The organism is Saccharopolyspora sp. NPDC050642, assembly GCF_040654735.1.
Taxonomy (GTDB): Bacteria; Actinomycetota; Actinomycetes; order Mycobacteriales; family Pseudonocardiaceae; genus Saccharopolyspora; species Saccharopolyspora elongata.
The window spans coordinates 408,645-429,114 of the sequence record NZ_JBFAIN010000002.1 but is presented as its reverse complement, the minus strand read 5'-3'; the positions used below and the strand labels follow the sequence as shown (position 1 = coordinate 429,114).

General features: G+C 72.9%; 20 protein-coding genes. 9 read left to right on the top strand and 11 right to left on the bottom strand.

What is annotated here, in order from left to right; all coding sequences use genetic code 11:
• The first annotated feature begins 21 nt into the window (after positions 1-21).
• Positions 22-3,366: a thiol reductant ABC exporter subunit CydD gene (gene cydD, locus AB0H93_RS05755; protein WP_358567948.1), complete on the top strand. Its 3,345-nt coding sequence runs from the start codon at positions 22-24 to the stop codon at positions 3,364-3,366.
• Between the two features lie 363 nt (positions 3,367-3,729).
• A complete protein-coding gene (locus tag AB0H93_RS05750; protein ID WP_358567945.1) occupies positions 3,730-4,887 on the top strand; it encodes a GAF domain-containing sensor histidine kinase in 1,158 nt (385 codons plus the stop codon).
• A gap of 4 nt (positions 4,888-4,891) precedes the next feature.
• On the opposite strand, the gene AB0H93_RS05745 is transcribed toward AB0H93_RS05750, so the two are convergent.
• The 6 genes from AB0H93_RS05745 to AB0H93_RS05720 form a co-directional block, all read right to left on the bottom strand.
• Positions 4,892-5,671 (bottom strand): NAD(P)-binding domain-containing protein, encoded by a 780-nt coding sequence (locus AB0H93_RS05745; protein ID WP_358567942.1) that lies wholly within the window; start codon positions 5,669-5,671, stop codon positions 4,892-4,894.
• A 40-nt stretch (positions 5,672-5,711) separates the two neighbouring features.
• On the bottom strand, positions 5,712-7,133 hold the full coding sequence (locus AB0H93_RS05740; protein WP_358567939.1) for an L-lactate permease: 1,422 nt from the start codon (positions 7,131-7,133) through the stop codon (positions 5,712-5,714).
• An 85-nt stretch (positions 7,134-7,218) separates the two neighbouring features.
• Positions 7,219-7,977, bottom strand: a complete 759-nt coding sequence (locus AB0H93_RS05735; protein ID WP_358567936.1) for an AraC family transcriptional regulator — start codon at positions 7,975-7,977, stop codon at positions 7,219-7,221.
• A gap of 50 nt (positions 7,978-8,027) precedes the next feature.
• Positions 8,028-8,669 (bottom strand): response regulator transcription factor, encoded by a 642-nt coding sequence (locus tag AB0H93_RS05730; RefSeq protein WP_165967919.1) that lies wholly within the window; start codon positions 8,667-8,669, stop codon positions 8,028-8,030.
• Positions 8,670-8,739: 70 nt separating this feature from the next.
• The gene (locus AB0H93_RS05725; protein ID WP_358567932.1) at positions 8,740-9,252 is read right to left on the bottom strand and encodes a DoxX family protein; all 513 of its coding nucleotides are present in this window, start codon (positions 9,250-9,252) and stop codon (positions 8,740-8,742) included.
• 104 nt (positions 9,253-9,356) lie between these two features.
• Complete coding sequence (locus AB0H93_RS05720) at positions 9,357-9,968, bottom strand: macro domain-containing protein (protein ID WP_358567929.1); 612 nt, start codon at positions 9,966-9,968, stop codon at positions 9,357-9,359.
• Between the two features lie 205 nt (positions 9,969-10,173).
• Between AB0H93_RS05720 and pheA the strand changes: the two genes are divergently transcribed.
• Together pheA and AB0H93_RS05710 are read left to right on the top strand one after the other, a co-directional pair.
• Positions 10,174-11,097 carry a prephenate dehydratase gene (pheA, locus tag AB0H93_RS05715; protein WP_358567926.1) on the top strand — a complete coding sequence of 308 codons (924 nt, stop codon included), beginning with the start codon at positions 10,174-10,176 and terminating at the stop codon, positions 11,095-11,097.
• A complete protein-coding gene (locus AB0H93_RS05710) occupies positions 11,094-11,741 on the top strand; it encodes a histidine phosphatase family protein (RefSeq protein ID WP_358567923.1) in 648 nt (215 codons plus the stop codon). The genes pheA and AB0H93_RS05710 overlap by 4 nt, the downstream gene beginning before the upstream one ends.
• A gap of 129 nt (positions 11,742-11,870) precedes the next feature.
• Here AB0H93_RS05710 and AB0H93_RS05705 read toward each other — a convergent pair whose 3' ends face one another.
• Positions 11,871-12,221 (bottom strand): metallopeptidase family protein, encoded by a 351-nt coding sequence (locus tag AB0H93_RS05705; protein WP_132479255.1) that lies wholly within the window; start codon positions 12,219-12,221, stop codon positions 11,871-11,873.
• A gap of 25 nt (positions 12,222-12,246) precedes the next feature.
• Positions 12,247-13,248 carry a septum formation family protein gene (locus tag AB0H93_RS05700; RefSeq protein ID WP_358567920.1) on the bottom strand — a complete coding sequence of 334 codons (1,002 nt, stop codon included), beginning with the start codon at positions 13,246-13,248 and terminating at the stop codon, positions 12,247-12,249.
• 138 nt (positions 13,249-13,386) lie between these two features.
• On the opposite strand from AB0H93_RS05700, the gene AB0H93_RS05695 reads away from it, so the two are divergent.
• From AB0H93_RS05695 to serS, 3 genes are all read left to right on the top strand, one after another.
• Positions 13,387-14,058: a hypothetical protein gene (locus AB0H93_RS05695; RefSeq protein ID WP_358567917.1), complete on the top strand. Its 672-nt coding sequence runs from the start codon at positions 13,387-13,389 to the stop codon at positions 14,056-14,058.
• A gap of 3 nt (positions 14,059-14,061) precedes the next feature.
• On the top strand, positions 14,062-15,231 hold the full coding sequence (locus AB0H93_RS05690; protein WP_358567914.1) for a glutathionylspermidine synthase family protein: 1,170 nt from the start codon (positions 14,062-14,064) through the stop codon (positions 15,229-15,231).
• Positions 15,232-15,368: 137 nt separating this feature from the next.
• Positions 15,369-16,631 (top strand): serine--tRNA ligase, encoded by a 1,263-nt coding sequence (serS, locus tag AB0H93_RS05685; protein WP_358567911.1) that lies wholly within the window; start codon positions 15,369-15,371, stop codon positions 16,629-16,631.
• A gap of 99 nt (positions 16,632-16,730) precedes the next feature.
• On the opposite strand, the gene AB0H93_RS05680 is transcribed toward serS, so the two are convergent.
• Positions 16,731-17,366, bottom strand: coding sequence for an endonuclease (locus tag AB0H93_RS05680; protein WP_358567908.1), 636 nt, complete (start codon positions 17,364-17,366; stop codon positions 16,731-16,733).
• Positions 17,367-17,462: 96 nt separating this feature from the next.
• Between AB0H93_RS05680 and AB0H93_RS05675 the strand changes: the two genes are divergently transcribed.
• A complete protein-coding gene (locus AB0H93_RS05675; RefSeq protein ID WP_358567905.1) occupies positions 17,463-18,053 on the top strand; it encodes an XRE family transcriptional regulator in 591 nt (196 codons plus the stop codon).
• Here the strand turns inward: AB0H93_RS05675 and AB0H93_RS05670 are convergent, their stop codons facing one another.
• Complete coding sequence (locus tag AB0H93_RS05670; protein ID WP_358567902.1) at positions 18,054-18,611, bottom strand: hypothetical protein; 558 nt, start codon at positions 18,609-18,611, stop codon at positions 18,054-18,056.
• Positions 18,612-18,656: 45 nt separating this feature from the next.
• On the bottom strand, positions 18,657-19,529 hold the full coding sequence (locus AB0H93_RS05665; protein WP_358567899.1) for an LLM class flavin-dependent oxidoreductase: 873 nt from the start codon (positions 19,527-19,529) through the stop codon (positions 18,657-18,659).
• Between the two features lie 126 nt (positions 19,530-19,655).
• Here AB0H93_RS05665 and AB0H93_RS05660 point away from each other — a divergent pair, with 126 nt between their 5' ends.
• Complete coding sequence (locus tag AB0H93_RS05660; protein ID WP_358567896.1) at positions 19,656-20,468, top strand: HAD family hydrolase; 813 nt, start codon at positions 19,656-19,658, stop codon at positions 20,466-20,468.
• The last annotated feature ends 2 nt before the right edge of the window (positions 20,469-20,470 follow it).

Sequence of the window (20,470 nt, the reverse complement as noted above, 5' to 3'; positions counted from 1 at the left end):
GGAAACAGTAGGGAGTTCGTGATGGGTCCGCTCGGAGCTCTGCCCCGGCTTTCGGGGTCGGCCCGGCGCGCGCTCGTCGTGGCCGGGCTGCTCTCCGTCGGCAACGCGGCCGCGCTGATCGTGCAGGCCTGGGCGTTGGGCAGCGCGCTCGCGGCCGTGGTGACCAGCGCTGCCTCGCCGGAGGAGATCGGCGACCACCTGGTGGTGCTCGCCGGCGCGGTGGTGGCGCGGGCCGCGCTGGGCTGGGCGACCGAGTCGGTGTCCGCCCGGGCGGCGGCGGGCGCGAAGGAGGAGCTGCGCGGCCTGCTGCTGGATTCCGCGCTGCGGCGGGGCCCGGAGTGGATCCACCGGCGCGGCCCGGCCGAGCTGACCGCGCTCGCCACCAAGGGCCTCGACGCGCTCGACGCGTACTTCACCAAGTACCTGCCCGCGCTGGTGACCGCCGCGGTGGTGCCGCCGCTGGTGGGGGCCTGGATCCTGTTCTCCGACTGGGTCTCCGCGCTGGTCATCGTGATCACCGTGCCGCTGATCCCGCTGTTCGCGTGGCTCGTCGGCAAGTACACCGAGCAGCGCACCTCGCGCGCCGCCGACGCGGTGCAGCGCCTGTCCGGGCAACTGCTGGAGCTGATCCGGGCGCTGCCGGTGCTGACGGCGTTCGGGCGGGCGCGAGCGCAGGGCGAGGTCGTCCGCCGCGTCAGCGACTCGCACCGCCGCACCACGATCGCGACGCTGCGCATCGCCTTCCTCTCCGCGCTGGTCCTGGAGCTGCTGTCGTCGCTGTCGGTGGCGATGGTGGCGGTCGGCATCGGCCTGCGGCTGGTCTCCGGCGACCTCGACCTGGCGACGGGCCTGCTGGTGCTGATCCTCGCGCCGGAGTGCTATCTGCCGCTGCGCGCGGCGGGAGCGGCGCACCACGCGAGCGAAGACGGCGTCGAAGCCGTCCGCCGGGTCGACGAGATCGTGCGGGACGGTCACCCCGAACCCGGGCGGGACGGTCTTGCGGTGCGGGGAACCGGCGAACCCGGGGGCTCGGGCGGGACGGTTCGGGTGGCCGGTTTGCGGGTGCGTCGGCGGGACGGGTTCGCGCCGGACGGCCTGAGCTTCGTGGCGCGGCCCGGCGAGATCGTGCGGCTGGAGGGCTTCGACGGGATCGGGCCGAGCGGCAGCGGCAAGTCGACGACGATGTCGGTGCTGCTCGGCTTCGCCGCCCCGGAAAGCGGCACGATCACCTGCGACGACGTGGACATCGCCGAGCTGGGCCCGGCCGAGTGGCGCCGCCGCATCGCGTGGGTGCCGCAGCGCCCGACGTTCACCGGCGGCACCGTCGCAGACGAGCTCACCGTCGCCACCGCCGACCAACCCGACCTGACGGCGCACGTCGACGAAGCGCTCGCCGACGCGGCCGCCGCCCATCTCCGCGACCGCCGCATCGACGAACTGTCCACAGGGGAGCGTCAACGGGTCGCGGTGGCCCGCGCCCTGCTGAGGCTGCGCGGCGACGCGAAGATCCTGCTGCTCGACGAGCCGACCGCGCACCTGGACGCCGCAACGGCCCACCAGGTCAACGAGGCGGTCCGCCGCGCCGCCGAAGCGGGCGCGACGGTCGTGCTCGCCAGCCACCGCCCGGAGGCGGCCGAAGCCGAACCCGAAGCGGCCACCGCGGCCCTTCCGGCCGCCCCGCCCGACCTGCCTGCGGCGACCGGTCGCATCCGCGACCTGATCACGCCGCGAACGCTCCTCGGCGTCGGCCTCGGCGCGCTCTCGCTGCTCTCCGGCCTCGCGCTGACCGCGACGTCGGCCTGGCTGATCGCCCGCGCTTCGCAGCAGCCGCCGATCCTCACGCTCTCCGTCGCGGTCGTGGGCGTGCGCACCTTCGCGCTGTCGCGCGCGGTGCTCCGCTACGCGGAGCGGCTCGTCACGCATGACGCCGCCTTCCGGCTCTCCGGCCGCCTCCGGCGGCAGCTGTGGGATGCCCTCGTGCGACTCGGGCCGGTGCGCACCGCCGGGCTCCGCCGCGGCGAGGGCGTCGCGCGCCTCGTCGACGATGTCGACTCCGTTCGCGACCTGGAGCCGCGCGTGATCCTCCCGCCGCTGGTCGCGGCGGTCGTCGTGGTCGCTGCGGTGGTGCTCCAAACGCTGGTGCTCCCCGAAGCGGGCGCGGTGCTCGCAGCTGCGCTGCTCGTCGCTTTCGTCGCGAGTCCGCTCGCTGCGCTCGCCGCGGAGCGCCGCGCGACCGCTGCCGTGGCGGAAGGGCGCCGCCACGTCGCGGCTCGTGTCCTCGCGCTGCTCGACGGCTCGGCGGAACTGCTCGCCTTCGGCGCGCACGAGGAGCGTCGAGCCGAACTGGCCGCCGCCGACGAGCGCCTCGCTGCCCGTGCCCGCCGAGCGGCCTTCGGCGCGGGCGCCGCCACGGCCGTGAACACGCTCCTCGTCGGGATCGCGGTGCTCGGCGGAGCGTGGTTCGGGGCGGCGGCGGTGGCCGAAGGCCGGTTGGCACCGGAGCTGGCTCCGCTGCTCGGACTGGTGCCGCTCGCCGCGGCGGAAGCCGTCGCGTTGCTGCCGCCCGCTGCGCAGCAGTGGAAGTCGTTGCGCGCAGCGCAAGCGCGTCTGGCGCCGCTGCTGGCGGTCGGCTCGGACGGTGGATCCCTTTCCGCTGATCCGGTGGCGCGCGGTGGTGATGTCCCTGCCGATTCGGGACGCCGCGCCGCTGATCCGGCGGCACGGTCCGGTGTCGAGCTGACCGGCGTCGATGTCCGGTGGCCGGGTTCGGGCGGAATCGCCTTGCGGGGCGCGGACTTGCGGGTGCCCGCCGGGGCGCACGTCGCGGTGGTCGGGCCGTCCGGCGGCGGGAAGTCGACGATCTTGGCGCTGCTGCTGGGATTCCTGGAGGCCGAGCGGGGCGACGTGCAGGTGCCGCGGAAGGTCGCGTGGTGCCCGCAGGAGCCGCAGCTGGTGTCGACGACGGTCCGGGAGAACCTGCGGCTCGCCGCGCCGGAGGCGGACGACCGCGAGCTCGGCGAGGCGCTCCGGGTGGCGGGGCTGCCGGGCTGGGAGGAGCGGCTGGACGCGATGGTCGGCAGCGGCGGCACGGCGATGTCGGGCGGCGAGGCGCAGCGCCTCGCGCTGGCCCGGGCCCTGCTGGCCGCGGACGCGGAGCTGGTGCTGCTCGACGAGCCGACCGCGCACCTGGACGTGCCGACCGCGGAGGCGCTGCTCGCCCGCCTGCGCCACGCGTTGCGCGACCGCACCGTCATCCACGTGACGCACCGCTGGTCGGAGACCGAACACGCGGACATCGTCCTGCGCGTCGAGGCCGGCGAGATCGCGGTCGTCCGCGAGGCCCAGCGAGAAGGCGCCCTCCCGTGACCGCCGCGAGCTTCGGAGCCGTGAGCGCGTTGGGCGTTGCAGGGGCTGTTCTGGCTGCGATGGTGCGGGGACTCGGTAGCGGCGGACCTTCGTCTTCGACGTGTCGAAGCCGGAGGCCGGCCGCGCGGCGCGGGACGCCGTTTTCGCGCGAAACCGTCATCCGGCAGGCGTGGAGGGCGCCGTTTTCGCGCGAAATCGGCGCGCAGAGCAACGTCCCGAACAGCCTCTGCACCAAGCCGGGGCGCTCACGGCCCCGGGCCTGCGGGACCGCCGCGACGGCCGGGCATGGGCCGCGGATGGGCTGTGACCTGCGTCGTCCGGACCCGCCTTCGCGCTCGCGGGAGCTATAGCCTCGTGCATGACATGGATTCCACCCTCGCCAAGCGCATGCTGGCGGCGTCCACCGAGATCACCCGGCTGGCGCTGTCCGCCGAAGATCCGGAGGCCGTCCTCCCGCTGGTCGTCCGCCGCGCCGCCGAACTCGCGGAGGCCGACCTCGGCGTCGTCACCGTGCGAGCCGACGACGGCCGCCTGACCGTCGAGGCCGCCTACGGCGCGCCCACCGCGACCGGCCCGCTCGGCGACCCGGTCGGCACGGTCCTCTCGTCGCGTTCGGCCGCGGCGCGGGTCGCCCGCAGCGGCGTGCCGGTCGTCGTCGACGACCTGATCGACGACCCGCTCACCGCCCCATACGTCCCCGCTGCGCTGCGGGTTTACGGCCCGTTCGCGGTCGCGCCGTTCGGCACCCGCGAGCGGCGGCTCGGCGCGCTCGCCGTGTACCGGCGGCGCGGCGCCAGCACCTTCACCCGGGTCGCGGTGGACGTGCTGACCTCGTTCGCGGCGCAGGCCGGGCTCGCGCTGGTGCTCGCGGAGGGCTCCACGGCGCGCCAGCGCATCGCCGTCTACCAGGAGCGGGAGCGCATCGCGCGCGACCTGCACGACGTGATCGTCCAGCGGCTCTACGCCACCGGCGTGCAGCTGGAGGTCCTGGAGCGGCGGCTGTCCGGCCGCCTCGACACCGCCGACGCCGCCCGCCTGTCCGAGACGATGGAGCAGATCGACCAGGCGATCGCCGAGGTCCGCGCCACCGCCCGCACGCTGCGCTCGGCGGACCCGGAGGGCCCGGCGCACGCGCCCGCGCTCGACGATTCGATGCGTTCCGAGGTGCAGATCGCCGGGGAACTGCTGGGCCGGCCGCCGCGGTTGGAGATCGAAGGCGACCTCAGCGACGTGCCGGTGCCGGTGGCCGACCACGCCCGGGCCGCGCTCCGCGAAGCGCTGTCCAACGTGGTCCGGCACGCCGGCGCGAAAACCGTGCTGGTGCGGGTGCGGCGCTCGGAATCGGGGCTGTTGCTGCAGGTGGTGGACGACGGCTGCGGAATTCCTCGCGACGTGAGCAAGCGCGGCCTGCGCAACCTCGAAGAGCGCGCGGTCGCGGCAGGCGGCCGCTGCGTGATCACGTCTTCGCCGGACAGCGGCACCACGGTCACCTGGGAGGTACCGCTGACGGCGGCCACCTGAGGCGTCAGCTCCGCGGTGACTTGAAACCGGCGAGGAGCGCGTCGAGCGCCGCGTTCAGCGCGCCGACGTTCGCCGCGTCGAACCAGGTGGTGCGGATTCGCTGGTTGGTCCCGTTCGGCGTCTCGTGATCGGCCGCGATCCGGGGCAGCGGCCGCGACTCGTCGCCCAGCGCCCGGCCAGCGGCCTGGAACAGGCCGCGGACGTACCGGTCCGCGTCATCCGCCGGAATCCCCTGCCGGGCAGCCCATTCCGCGATCGTGACCAGGTACCGGTAGTGCGAGGTGATGGTCGCCGTCATCGCGGAGAAGACGTTGAACGAATCTTCGTCCGTCGCCGGGAGCGCCCCGCCGAGCCGGTCGAAGAGCGCCGTCGCGGCCGGGTGGGACGGGTAGATGACGGTGACCGACTTCCGCTCGCGCGCGGCGGGCAGCGGGATCGAGCGCACGACCGGCGCTTCGGTGCCGAGGATTCGGCGCACCTCGTCGACGTCCACGCCGGCCATGGCGCTGACCACGACCTTGTCCGCGGCGACCGCCAGCCCGCCGAGGGCCTCGTCGCGGTCGGCGGGGCGGACCGCGACGATCACCACCGCGGCGCGGTCGACCACGTCCTGGTTGCCGGCGCACACCCGAACGCGCGAAAAGCGCTGGGCCAGCTCGGCGGCTGCGTCCGCGCCCCTGGGGGAGAGGAAGATCTCCGGTGGGTCGTCCACGCCCGCGCACAGGCCTTCCACGATGGCGCGGGCGATCTCGCCGACGCCGATGATCCCGACGCGATCGGTCATCGCGCACCTCCGCTTCTGGGGTCCGTCAGGGGAGCAGCAGTCACACAACCAGGGCCACCGCCGTCACCGCCAAGGCCGCGTACACCGCGACCGCCACCCGCAGGCCGAAGCGCAGCAGGGCGTGCTCCGCGACGCCCGCGCCCTTCGCGCGGTCGCCCGCCACGGCCAGGACCAGCATGATCATCGGCAACGAGGTGAAGACGGCGTGGCCCGCCGCGCTGTTCTGCAGGGCCGCGAACCACACGTCCAGGCCGCTCGGGGCGAGCTGCCCCTGCAGCGGCATCATCAGCGCGTTGCCGCCGACGTTGGAGCCGGTGAGGAAGCCGCTGAGCATGCCGAGCGCGGGCGCGGCCAGCGCGATGACCAGCGGTGGCGCCGTGGCGACCGCCGCGCCCAGCTGCTCGATCATGCCGCTGTCCGCCATCAGCCGGCCGAGCACGACGAAACCGGTCAGGGCCAGCAGCGGACGTCCGACGCGAGCCAGCGCGGCGCGAGCATCCGGGGCGTGCGGGCGGCCGCGGTCCAGCAGCAGGGCGGCGGCCAGCAGCGGGAGGCACGGCGAGGACAGCAGCGCGAAGCTCGCGTTGCCCGCGTGCAGCTCCAGGGGAGGAACTCCGGCCGCCGTCGCCGCGCGGGTGAGGGCGATGCCGCCGAGGACGAGGCCGTAGGCCTGCAGGACCGCCCGCGGCGGCAGCAGCCGACCGCCCGGCTCGGTGCGGCGAACCGCACACACCACCAGCCCGATCGCCGTGGTCAGCAGCCCGGCCAGCACGCCCGCCGGCTGGACCACGCCCGCCAGATCGAGCCCCAGCAAACCGAGCGAGAGCGACCCGCCCGCGAGCACCGCCGCGATGGCGGCGCGGAGCCGGCGCTGCGGGCGGGCCAGCAGCGCCGCCCACGCGGTGACCAGCGGGAAGACCAGGCAGCTGGTGACCGCGGTGGCGATGCCCAGGACTGCCACGTCCGTGCCTGCGAGCGCGGCGCCGATGACGGTCGCGAGCCCGAGAGTGCCCCACGGCATGATGTTCATGCCGAGCATTGCCTGCCGCAGCGCGGTCTCGGGCGGCGCGAGGGCGAGCAGTACCGGCACGGTGACCAGCAGGGACACCCCGAATCCGGTGAGCGCCTCCACCGTGGGGGCGATGCCCGCCACCACGAGGGCGATCTTCGCCGGGCCGGGCAGCGGCAGCCCGCGCACCCATTCCTGCAGCGATCGGTGCACGCCCCGGCGGGTGAGCACCTGGCTGAGGTAGACGCCGGGCAGCATGACCGCGGCGGCGTTGAGCACCAGCAGGCCGGCCCCGCCGACCCCGTCGGTCAGCGCGTCGTCCGGCAGCGCGAAGTCCGGCAGCCACCAGGTCAGCAGCGCGGCCAGCACGGCGCCCGCGACCGCCGCCCAGTGCGCCGGCCGGCGCAGCACCGTGATCATTCCCAGCACCATGACGAGCGGGGACACCGCCATCGCCCACACCATCGTTCCGCCTTTCGCTCCGCACCGGCTCGGCCCTAGCCTCGCGGCGCGACCGGCGGCGGTCTTGAACGAAAGTTCAGGGGCGGATCGCGCCGGGCGTGACCCCGAAGTACCGCTTGCAGATGCGGGTCAGGTGGGCCTGATCGGCGAAGCCGGTGGTGGCGGCGACCTCCGCAGGTCGCTGCCCGGCCAGCAGCAGCCGGCGGGCGCGGTTGGCGCGCAGCCGCAGCAGGTAGGCGTGCGGCGGCAGTCCGTACTCCCGGCGGAAGGCGGTGATGAGCGAGGCCCGCGGCATGCCGGCGGCGGCGCTGAGCTCCGCCACGGTGACGGGCTCGGTCCACCTGTCGTGCAGCAGCTGCCGGGCAAGCGCCGGGCCGCGGCGCCCGGCGGACGCGGGGGAGGCCGCCCGCCCGGTGCGGGCGTGCCGGTGCAGCACCGCACCCAGGCCGCCGAGCAGCAGGGACTCCGAGGTCAGCGGGTCGCCGGCGTGCTCCTGCTCCCGGTGAGCGCGGCGCAGCCGGTCGAACAGCGCGGCGTCCCGCACGGCGGTGTCGGGGAACCAGACGTCACCGGTGCCGAGGTGCTCGCGGGCCAGTTCGGCGACCATCGCGGTGTCGAAGTAGAACATCCGGTACCGCCAGCCGGATTCGTCGGCGGCGAAGCCGGTGTGCACCTGACCCGGGTTCAAGACGACCAACTGCCCGGCCGGGATCACCACCTTGCCGCCCGCCATGTGCAGCCCCTCCGCGCCCTGCTCGATGACGCCGACGGCGAGTTGCTCGTGGCTGTGCCGGTCGAAGGCGAAGCGCTCGAAGCGGGCGGCCAGCAGCTCCACCTGCGAACCGCCGGGCGCGGCCCACAGCCGCGCGTGCTCGCGTTCCGCGGTCAGCTCTGGCCCTGGCGGCGGGCGACCCAGGCCGCGGCCTGGGTGCGGCGCTCCATGCCGAGCTTCGCCAACACCGAGGTCACGTAGTTCTTCACCGTCTTCTCCGCCAGGAACAGCCGCTCGGCGATCTGCCGGTTCGTCAGCCCCTCGCCGATCAGCTCCAGCACCTTGCGCTCCCGCTCGGTCAGCGCCGCGAGCTCGTCCGGTTCGGGACTGGTGGACTTGCGCAGCCTGTCCAGCACCCGGCCGGTGGTGACCGGGTCCAGCAGCGACCGCCCGGCCGCGACCTCGCGCACCGCGTTGACCAGGTCCTGCCCGCGCACCTGCTTCAGCAGGTAGCCGGACGCCCCGGCGTTGATCGCGCCGACCAGCGCGCTCTCGTCGTCGAAGGCGGTGAGCACGAGGCAGTACGGCGGCTCGGGCAGGGCGCGCAGCTTGCGGCACAGCTCCAGGCCGTCGCCGTCGGGCAGCCGCATGTCGATGACCGCGACGTCGGGCCCGGTCGCCTGCGCTCGCACCAGGGCTTCGCCGACGCCGCCGGCCTCCGCCACGATCTCGACGTCGTCCTCGGTGTCCAGCAGGTCGCGGAGCCCGCGCCGGACCACCTCATGATCATCGACTAGCAGGACCCTCACTGGCACGCACCCCACGCTACGTACGTGCTCGGCGGGTGGTGAGCTGAGGGTTGCCTGACAAACCGGGAATTCGCGGCTACTTCTTGACCTTCTTCGCACCCTTGATCGCGCCGACGGTCTGGTGGGTGTGCGCGGAGACCTTGCGCGCGCGGCGCTTCGCCCGGTAGCCGACGGACGGCTTGCCGCCGGTGTCGACCGCGGTGATCAGCAGCCCGCCGAGCAGCCCGACGTTCTTGAGGAAGTGGATCTGCTGGTTGGCGCGTTCCTGCGGGTCGTCGATCTCCCAGAACGCGTGCGCGGCCAGCGTCGTGGGCACGACGCTCCCGGCGAGCAGCAGCGCGGCCAGCCGGGGGAACCTGCCGATCGCCAGCAGGGTCCCGGCGCCGATCTTCACCGCCCCGTCGATGCGCACCAGCGTTTCCGGATCGGTCGGGAAGTGCTCGGGAAGCGAGTCCTTGAGCGGTGCCGTCGTCTTCTCCAACAGCGGCGCGGCGGCCTTCGCGTGGCTCGGCGCATCGCGCAACGCCCCGATCCCGCCGTAGATGAAGATCGCGGCGAGCATCGGCCGGGCCAAACGGCGAATGAGCATCTGGGACCTCCTGGGTGGTCGGCCGGTGCGCCCGACGGTACTCACTCGGATCCGGGTCCGCCTGATCGTCCGCACCGCCGGGCGAACCTCGCGGGAGCGGCTCGTCAGAGCTGTTCGACGCGGGCGAAGACCTCGTCCCACGCCGCGGCGACCTGCCGCGCGCACAGCTCCGGCGACACCCCGCCGACGCCGGTGCCCAGGCCGGGCATCGCGACGGACCGGGCCACGTGCCGGACCGGCGTGCCGTTCTCCAGGACCGCGCTCGCCCAGAGCCGCAGCACGGCCCGCGCCGCGAGGTACGGGTGCACCGTGTCGGCGGGCAGCCGCTCGCCGGGTTCCCGCATGGTGGGAGCGCTGATCAGCCAGATCGGGTTCGGGGCGCCGGTGGGCACCAGCAACGCCTCGCCGACCGGCAGCTCGCCGCCGTGGTAAGCCAGCACCGCGCTGCGGACCTGCTCCTCCACCTCGGGGAAGGTGCGGGCGTACACCGCGTCGATGCCGCCGCGCATCCAGCCGTAGGAGTTCGCGGGGCTCACCACCGCGTCGACCTGCAGGTCGAGGACCGATCCCTGGTGAACGGAGAGGCCGGCTCGGCTGTCGGCGATGTCGTGCCAGGCGGCGGCCAGCGGCTCGTCCAGCGCGCAGAGGACGAGCTGCAGCTCCGGCTTCGCTCCATCCGCTGAGCGCCCCGAATCTGCGGTCACGCCCCACAGCATCGCAGGAATGCGCGGCGCGGTGGCATCGGGTAGGTCACACCTGGCGCCGATTCCGGCCGCCGGTCCCTCGGGTGCCGCAGGACTCGGAAGGCCGACGCAATCCGGCCGCGCATCCGGACGATCGTCGGGTACGGCTTCCGGGTGTCTCGGTTGCGCCATCGGAACCTGCCCGCGTGCCGGGGACGTCTCCTCTTAGTCTGGGCGGGTGCCACAAATCGCGTATCTCGGCCCGCCGGGCACCTTCACCGAACAGGCCACCCGGCAGTTGACCGGTGGTTTCGACGCTGAACTCGTGCCCTTCGAGACCGTGCCGCTGGCGCTGGCCGCGGTGCGCGCCGGCGACGTGCTTGCCGCCGGGGTGCCGGTGGAGAACTCCGTCGAAGGCTCGGTGCCGGCCACGCTGGACGCGCTGACCACCGACGATCCGCTGGTCGCGGTGCAGGAGGCCGTGCTGCCGGTGCAGTTCGACCTGCTGGCCCGGCCCGGCATCGCGCTGTCCGAGATCGCCACCGTCGCGAGCCACCCGCACGCGCTCGCGCAGGTCCGCGGGTGGCTGGCCGAGAACCTGCCGGGCGCCAGCGTCCACGCCGCCAGCTCCACCGCCGCCGGGGCGGCCGCGGCGGCGGCCGGCGAGTTCGACGCGGCGATCTCCGCGCCGGTGGCCATCGAGCACTACCCGTCGCTGGTGCGGCTCGCCGGCGGCGTCGCCGACGTGCGCGACGCGGTCACCCGCTTCCTGCTGGTCCGCCGCCCCGGCGCCCTGCCGGAGCCCACCGGCGCGGACCGCACGTCGGTGTGCGCGGTGATCAGCGACGAGGTCGGCACGCTGGCCGACATGCTGGCCGAGCTGTCGCTGCGCGGCATCAACCTCAGCCGCATCGAGTCCCGGCCGCTGCGCGAGCGGTTCGGCGAGTACCGGTTCTTCCTCGACTTCGACGGGCACGTCGCGGACGCCCGGATCGGCGACGCGCTGACCGCGCTGCACCGCCGCTGCAGCACCGTCTGGTTCCTCGGTTCCTACCCGAAGGCGGACCGCTCGCCGGCCGGCGTCCGCCCGTCGGCCTCGGAGCAGGCGTTCGAAGTCGCGGCGAAGTGGCTCGACGACGTCCGGGCGGGGCGGTTGGCATGACCGAGTTGCTGCTGGAAGCGCCGACCGGATTGCGCCTGATCCTCGCCCGCCACGGGCAAACCCCGGCCAACGTGGCGCACCTGCTCGACACGCTGCCGCCGGGCCCCGGCCTGACCGAGCTCGGCCAGCAGCAGGCGGCCCGGCTCGCCGAGCGGCTGGCCGATGAGAAGATCATCTCGGTGCACGCGAGCCGCGCGGTGCGCGCGCAGCAGACGGCGCAGCCGCTGGCGCAGCGGCACCGGCTGCCGCTCGAGGTCGTCGACGGAACGCACGAGGTCTACGTCGGCGAGCTGGAAGGCCGCGGCGACCAGGAGGCGCTGCAGATCTTCGACGACGTCTACGAGAGCTGGCACGCCGGGCGGCTCGACGTGCCGATGCCCGGCGGGGAAACCGGCCGCGAGGCGGTGACCCGGTTCGTTGAGGGGGCTCGCAACGCCATCAACGGAGCGGGCGACGGCGCGGTGGCGCTGGTCAGCCACGGCGCGATGCTGCGGCTCGCGGCGTGCGCCCTGGCGGCGAACGTCGACGGCGCCCATGCCAACGCGAGATACCTGCCGAACACGGGCGTGATCGTCCTCGAAGCCGACCCCGACGCCCGGACGGGCTGGCGCTGCCTCTCCTGGGACGGCCTCGACACGCCCTGACCCCAGTTTCAATTGAAACTGCAGGTCGGAACCCTGGAGGACTTGATGAACCAGTTTCAATCGAAACTGCGGTTTCCGGGGTCTCGGGTGTCCAGTTTCAATTGAAACTGGACACCATCGGTGGTGGGCTCAGCCCCAGCCGAGGGCGTGGAGCTTCTCGTCGTCGATGCCGAAGTGGTGCGCGATCTCGTGCACCACTGTCACGGCCACCTCGTCGACCACTTCTTCCTCGTCCGCGCACATGTCCAGCAGGGGTTCGCGGTAGATCGTGATCCGGTCCGGCAGCACGCCGCTGTAGGTGCTGTCCCGCTCCGTCAGCGCGATGCCCTCGTACAGCCCGAGCAGCGACGGGTCCTCGGGGTTGGCGTCCTCCACCAGCACCACGACGTTGTTCATCGCCGCCGCGAACTCCGCGGGCAGCAGGTCGAGGGCGTCGCCCACGAGCTCCTCGAACCGAACGCGGGTCATCTCCACCGGCATGACCCCGTTCTACCGCACCCGGGCGTCAGCGGGGCTCGGTCGCGGGCACGCCCGGCTCGATCGGCGCGGTGTCCTTCGGCGCCGGTTCCCTGCCGACCTGCACCTGCCCCTTGACGCCGCCGGTCACCGGCGCGAGCCCGCTGCCGTCCGGCAGCTGCGCGCTGACCTTGCAGTTGACCTGCCGCGATCCGGCGTCCCAGCTCTCCGGCGCCAGCGTGTCCCAGTAGACGATCAGGCCCTTGTCCTTGGCGACGGTCGGGCCGCCCGCGTACTGGCCGGTCAGCTCCTCGCACCTGGTCGCCAGGAAGTCGTCCTGCGGCTTCTCCTCCGGGTAGCCGCCGGGGAACTGCGCGCCCAGGTCGACCAGGCCGGTGATCTCCACCGCGTGCGGCCGGGCGCAGTCCACCGGGTCCCACACGGCGGTGCCGTTGATGCCCAGGCAGCGGCCGACCGGGTAGACGTTGGACTGGTCCGTGTTCGCCGCGCTGCCGGTGATCGGGTAGAGCTTGCCGGACGGCCCGGGCTGCTGGATGCCGCAGTGCAGCGTCCGGTCGGCGTTGCCCCAGCCCTCCTCGCTCGGGGTGAACGCGCCCACGTTGAACCTGCCGTGCGGGTCGAACCGGTTCGACAGGAACTGCTTCGACACCTCGGTGCAGTGCTGCTGCTTGAGCTGCTGCCACTGCTCGGTGCCCGGGAACGGGGCGGCGGGGCCGAACTCCTGGCCCAGCTCCGCGCTGCCGGTGACCTGGAAGAGGTGGGGCTCGTTACAGGTGACCTTGCGGATGTCGGCGGCGTCGGGCTCGGTCCAGTTCAGGCAGTCGCCCGCGGCGGCCTCGAAGACCACCTCCGGCGCCGGTGCCGAGCCGATCCTGCCGGACCCGCCGACGCCGGGTCCGCCGCCGGTCGGCCAGTTCAGCGCCGCGCTGACCACCAGGATCAGGAGGGCGCCGATGGCAGCCGAGATCATCACGAGCCGGGTGTTGGGCTTGTTCCGGCCTGGTCTGGGAGGGGAATCGGGCGCTGCCATCGATCACATGATGCCTCGCCGCGTGGCGGCGTGCGCGGCGCCATCGCAGATGTTCGGAACCGATTCGTTGCCGGACACGTCGCCACGGTAGGTAATGTTGCGTTCGGGAGTGGGGCTATGACGGAAGATGGCAAGCCAGTGGCAGACGACGACCGGCAGCAGTGGGGCGGGGGGAACCCGCCGGGCAACCCGGAGCAACCGGAGCAACCGGTGTCGCCCGAGTCGGCGGGGCGCGGCCGGATCCGGTACCAGGACGAGAGCACGACGCCGCGCGAGCCGACGTTGGCGGAGCAGCGCGCCCGCATCGCCGCGGAGAAGCGCCGCGAGGAGCAGCACCGCGCCGAGCTAGCGGCAGCGGAGGCGAAGACGAAGAGGCGGCGCCGCATCATGATCGGCGGCGGCGCGACGGTCGGCGTCGTGGCGCTGGTGGCCGCGATGTACTCCGCGTCGGAGATCAGCAACGAAGCCAACGCCTCCCAGGAGTACTGCGCCACGGACCAGTCGGGCCAGCCCGGAGTCCGCGACCAGGACCAGTTCTGCGACGAGAACTACGTGAACTCCCACCAGGGCTATCACAGCGGCGGCATGTTCTTCATGCCGATCTTCCTGCCCGGCGGTGGGATCGGCGGCTACAACTCCTACCGGTACGCCTACACACCCGCCGGCGTGTCGGCGCCGCCGATCGGCTCGCCCGCGTCCGGGTCGTCGTTCACCAAGCCGTCCGGCTCGACGATCAAGGACAGCAGCGGCAAGACCATCCAGCGCGGTGGGTTCGGCATCAACAACAAGAGCGGCAGTAGCGGGAGCTGACGAGTGCGGCGCAGGACCACGGCACGACGACCGGACTGGCAGGCCAAGGTCGAGGAGCTCGGGCTGGTCTTCGGCACGCCCGCGCGCGCGGCCGACGGCTCGGCCCGGCCCTACTGGGACGAGGGCGTGCACTACGAGTTCAGCCTCGACGAGGTGCTCTCGCTGGAGGCGGACGTCGAGCTGCTGCACTCGATGTGCCTGGACGCCGTCGACCACGTCGTCACCACCGAGCGCTACAAGGACTTCGGCATCCCGGAGTGGGTCTGGCCGCACATCGCCGAGTCCTGGAAGCGCCACGACCCGCACCTGTACGGCCGGTTCGACCTGCGCTACGACGGCACCGGCCCGGCGAAGCTGCTGGAGTACAACGCCGACACCCCGACGTCGCTGCTGGAGGCGGCGGTCGTGCAGTGGCACTGGCTGACCGAGTGCCACGAGGGCGACGACCAGTGGAACTCCATCCACGAGAAGCTCGTCGAGCGCTGGGGCGAGATCAAGGATCAGCTGGCCACCAACGAGGCGCACTTCACCTGGTCGTCCGCCGACGTCACCGGTGAGGACAACATCACCGCGGCCTACCTGCAGGAGACCGCCGCGGAGGCCGGGCTGGACACCGTCGGCCTGCCCATCGAGGAGATCGGCTGGGACAGCCTGCTGGAGCGCTTCGTCGACCTCGAAGAAGCGCCGATGAACTCCGTCGTCAAGATCTACCCCTGGGAGTGGATGGTCGACGACGACTTCGGCAAGCACGCCGTCAAGACGCTGCCGGCCACGCAGTGGGTCGAACCGCTGTGGAAGATGCTGCTGTCCAACAAGGCGCTGCTCGCGATCCTGTGGGAGATGCACCCGGGGCACCCGAACCTGCTGCCGACGTTCCTGGACCAGCCCGGGCTGCTGACGGAGTACGTGCGCAAGCCCCGCCTGGGCCGCGAGGGCAACAACATCCAGGTCGTCGCGCCGGGCTGGGAGACCGAGACGAGCGGCGTGTACGGCGACGAGGGCTACGTCTACCAGGCGTTCGACCCGCTGCCGGAGTTCGACGGGATGCGCCCCGCGCTCGGCGCCTGGGTGGTCGGCGACTCCTCGGCCGGCCTGGGCATCCGCGAGACGGCGGGCCTGATCACCGACGACGGCGCGGCGTTCGTCCCGCACCGCATCCCCGGCACCGCCTGACACCTACCCCGCGACCCGCAGGATCGGCTTCCCGGTTTCGCCTGAAATCGGGTGGCTCGCGCCCGTGCGCGCAGGCGACGGCGTTGAGCGCACCCTGCGGGTCGGTAGGTCGACGGTGCGGACTACGCTGACCAGCTGTGATCGACCTGAAGACGCTACGCGATGATCCGGAAGCGGTGCGCGCTTCGCAGCGCGCGCGAGGAGAGGACGCGTCCCTGGTGGATGCGCTGCTGTCCGCCGACGAGCGTCGCAGGTCCGCGGTGTCCCGGGCGGACAACCTGCGCGCGGAGCAGAAGCAGCTCGGCAAGCAGGTCGGCAAGGCCAAGGGCGAGGAGCGCGACGCCCTGCTGGCCCGCGCCAAGGAGCTCGCCGCCCAGGTCAAGGAGGCCGAGGCGGAGCAGTCGGCCGGCGACGAGGAGCTGCTGCGTGCCCAGAAGGCCGTCTCCAACATCGTCGAGCCCGACGTGCCGCCGGGCGGCGAGGAAGACTACGCCGTGCTCAAGCACGTCGGCGTGCCGCGGGAGTTCGACTTCGAGATCAAGGACCACGTCGAGCTGGGCACCGCGATCGGCGCCTTCGACATGGAGCGCGGCGCGAAGGTCGCGGGCGCCCGGTTCTACTTCCTGACCGGCATCGGCGCGCAGCTGGAGCTGGCGCTGCTGAACATGGCCGCCGCGCAGGCCGCCGCCGCCGGTTTCACGCTGGTCGTGCCGCCGGTGCTGGTGCGCCCGGAGATCATGGAGGGCACCGGGTTCCTCGGCGCGCACTCCACCGAGGTGTACCGGCTGGAGGAGGACGACCTCTACCTGGTCGGCACCTCCGAGGTCCCGCTGGCCGGCTACCACTCGGGCGAGATCGTGGACTTCTCCGCCGGGCCGCTGCGCTACGCGGGCTGGTCGACGTGCTTCCGCCGGGAGGCCGGGTCCTACGGCCGGGACACCCGCGGCATCATCCGCGTGCACCAGTTCAACAAGCTGGAGATGTTCGTCTACTGCCGGGAGGACGAGGCCCGCGACGAGCACGAGCGGCTGCTGGCGTGGGAAGAGGAGATGCTCGCCAAGATCGAGGTGCCCTACCGGGTGATCGACACGGCGGCGGGGGATCTCGGTGCCAGCGCGGCCCGCAAGTTCGACTGCGAGGCGTGGGTGCCGAGCCAGCAGACGTACCGCGAGCTGACCTCGACGTCGAACTGCACCACGTTCCAGGCGCGGCGGCTGAACACCCGCTACCGCGACGAGGACGGCCGCCCGCAGATCGCCGCCACCCTCAACGGCACGCTGGCGACGACCCGCTGGATCGTCGCGATCCTGGAGAACCACCAGCAGCCGGACGGTTCGGTGCGAGTGCCCGAGGCGCTGCGCCCGTTCCTCGGCGGCCGCGAGGTCCTCGAACCCAAGTGATCGACCACGGGCCGGGCCGCAGTTTCAATTGAAACTGCGGCCCGGCCCGTGTCTGGTGCGCAGTTTCAATTGAAACTGCGGAAACAGGTGACCAGCGGCTCAGGCGGCCTTGGTGATCTCCGCGGCGAGGCCGCGGTCCAGCGTCGCCCGCACCAGGGCCGCCGCCAGGCGGGCGAGTTCGTGCCCTTCGACGAGCTCCGCGAGCTCGTCCGGATCGGTCGGCAGGCCCAGCTTCTCCGCGCCCGCCAGCGCCTTCTTGTCGAAGAAAGGCCGGAGTTCCGGCCACACCAGCTGCACCTCGCGGCAGAAGATGTCCGTGCCCACCGGGCCGAGCCGGGGCAGCTCGGTGAGCCTCTCCTGCAGCACGTCGATGTCTCCGTCCGCTTTCGCCTGGATCCGCCGGAGATCCCCGTGGTACCGGTCGATCAGCAGCTGCGCGCCCTTGCCGAGCGCCGTCGCGGTGCTCTCGTCGTACCGCGCGTAGTGCCCTCGGTCGAGCGCGTCGACGCGCTGCTGCCAGGTCGCATCGCACATCTTCTGCGGCGTCCCGAACTCCGCGAGTTCCCGCGCGGCCGACACCGCCAGCTCGGCCTTGATCCGGGTGGACATCAGCACCGCCAGCACCAGCAGCCGGTACAGCGGGGCGGGCTTGTTCGCCAGCGAGATCCCGGCCTGGGCGGCGTAGGTGGTGCCCGCCTCGTCCAGCAGGCGTTGCACGACGTTCTCCGCCGACATCGTCACCACCTCCTGCCGCGCAAGGCCTACCCGGCGACCGCCGGGGGCACACCTGCGGTCACGGCGAACCCGCGGTGCCCGACTTATGGTGGGGGCGTGTCGGACACTCCTTCGCAGGCCCGCGCCCTGGCCGGTCTCGGCGACCGGATCCGCCGGCTGCGGGCGGCGCACGGGCTGGACCAGGCGGACCTGGCGGAGCGGGCCGGCCTGGGCGTGGCGCTGCTGGGGAACGTGGAGCGCGGCGACGCGACACCGTCCCTGGACGTGCTGGCCCAGCTGGCGACCGCGCTGGGCGTCGGGCTGTCCGAGCTGTTCACCGACAACAAGCCGGGGCCGGCCGTGATGGTGTTGCGCGGCGACGAGGCGCCGACGGTCGACACCGACGGCATGGCCCTCCAGGTGCTGACACCGCGCGCGGTGATCCCCGGGCTCTACGCCGCCCGCTACCGGATTTCGCCGTCCAGCGAGGGAGTGCGGCCGGTTCGGCACGAGGGCCACGACTGGCTCTACGTGCTCAGCGGGCAGCTGCACGTCGAGTTCGACCAGGGGACGACGATGCTGCGGGCCGGCGACAGCGTCAGCTTCAGCTCCCGGGTCCCGCACCGGCTCTCGGCGCTCGGCGGCGAGCCCGCGGAGTTCCTCGCGGTCGGGGCGACGCTGCAGACGTCGCCCCGCGGCGAGGCTTGATCACTCCTGCCAGATCTCCTTGACCTCGGTGATGTTGTCGCCCGCGTCGACCTTGAACTCGGCGTAGATGGTGTCGGAGTTGAACCGCCGCGCCGCGCCCAGATCGCTGCCGGTGCAGGTCTTGTTCTCCATGGCGGGCTCGTCGGAGCAGAGCCCGTAGACGGCGGTGACCTTCGCGTCCGGGGACAGGTGGAGCTGGTGGGTCTTCGGGTCGGCCGGGTCGGGCGCCAGGAACTTCTTGTCCTTCACCGCGTCCGGGCCCGGGTCCTGGTACTTGGCGACCTTGAACTCCAGCATGCCGCTGTCGCGGTCGTAGTGGCCGACCTCGGCGTAGAAGGTCGTGTTCGGGAAGCGCTTCTTCTGCTCTGGTTCGGTGGATCCGGTGTTCTCGTCCGATCCGGTGCTCGGCTGGCTCTGCTCGGTGCCCGCCGCGGGCTGCGGCGGCGCTGCCGTGGTGCCGCCCGGTGTCTGTCCGCAGCCCGCGGTGACCAGCGCGGTCAGCGCGAGCGCGGCGAACGGCAGAACGGCGAATCGGCGGGATCGTGTGGTGCTTTGCATACTCCGTGAGATGCGCCGGAGCGTGCTCGAGTTGTCATGGAGAGGTCACAACTCGGGGAGGACCTCCGAGGCGATCTCCTCGACGGTGGACTCCTTGCCCGCGTAGGGCTCGTCGGCCCGCGGCCAATGCGTGATGACGTCGGTGAAGCCGAGCTCGGCGGCCCGGCCGACCACGTCCCGGAAGTGGTCCACACTGGACATCGAGTACACCGGACCGGCGTCCACCTGCAGGTACCGGTCGACCTTCGCCGGGTCCCGGCCCTGCTCGGCGAGCACCTCGGCGAACCGCAGCGACAGCTCCGCGACCGACCGCCACCAGGCCTCCGGGTCGTCGGCCTCCCGTCCGGTGGTCACCCAGCCCTGGCCGTACCGGGCCGCCAGCCGCATCGACCGCGGCCCGTTGGCGGCGATCACGAACGGCATCCGGGGCAGCTGCACGCAGCCGGGCGCCCGGTGGGCCTGGACGGCCGTGTAGTACTCGCCGGAGTGGTCGGTGCAGTCGCGGGTGAGGATCTGGTCGAGCAGCTCGACGAACTCGGTGAACCGCTCGACGCGCTGCCCGGCGGTCAGCTCGGGGTGGCCCAGCACGTGCGCGTCGAAGCCGACGCCACCGGCGCCGATGCCCAGGGTGATGCGGCCGTCGGCGATGTCGTCCAGCGCGGTCAGCTCCCGCGCGAAGTGCGCGGGGTGCCGGAAGTTCGGCGACGCGACCAGGGTGCCCAGCCGGATCGTCGAGGTGACCGTGGCGGCCGCGGTCAGCGTCGGAACCGCGTCGAACCACGGCTTGTCCACAAGGGACCGCCACCCGAGGTGGTCGTAGGTCCACGCGTGGGCGAAGCCGTACTCCTCGGCCATCCGCCACAGCGGCTCGGCCGCCCACCACCGGTGTTCGGGCAAAATCACGATCCCAACTCGCACGCCGTCGACCGTACTGGTACCGCCCCGCCCTTATCGACCCGATCAGGTGATGCGGAAACGTGGCCCGGGTCGCGGCGGCGGGTCCTCGGCTCCCGGGCGGCGACCGGGAGCAGGCAGGATGGCGTCGTGCGCAAACCTGGCCTGGTGGCATCCGACGTGGACGGAACCCTGCTCGACCCGATGGAGCGGGTGAGCCCGCGAACCGCGCGGACGGTGCAGCGGGTGGTGGCGTCGGGAACGCCGTTCATCCTGGTCACGGGGCGTCCGCCGCGCTGGATGCCGACGGTGGTCGAGGGCCTGGGCGTGTCCGGGGTGACGGTGTGCGCGAACGGCGCGGTGCTCTACGACGCGGCTGCCGACCGGGTGCTGCAAAGCCACGTGATCGACCCGATGCTGCTGCACGACGTGGCCCGCGAGCTGCGGCACGAGCTGCCGGGCTGCGCCTTCGCTGTGGAGCGGACCACCGACGGGGCGCGGGACCGGCCGCACGAGCAGTTCCTCGCCGAGGTGGACTTCCGCCGGGCGTGGCCGAATTCGGACATCCGGGTGGCCGGCACCGACGAGCTGACCGGCAAGCCGGCGGTGAAGCTGCTGGTCCTGCACGAGCACATGACCAGCGCGGAGATGGCCGCGGCGGCGGGCGAGGTGCTGGGCTCGCAGCTGCAGCTGACCTACTCGACCACGGCGGGCCTGATCGAGCTGTCGGCGCCGGGCGTGGACAAGGCGACCGGGCTGGCGGCGGTGGCCGAGGAGCTCGGCGTGGCCCAGGAGGACGTGATCGCCTTCGGCGACATGCCCAACGACGTGCCGATGCTGGAGTGGGCGGGCCACGGCGTGGCGATGCGCAACGCCCACAAGGAGGCCCTGGCGGCGGCCGACGAGGTCACGATCACCAACGCCGAGGACGGCGTCGCGCACGTCCTCGACCGCTGGTGGTGACC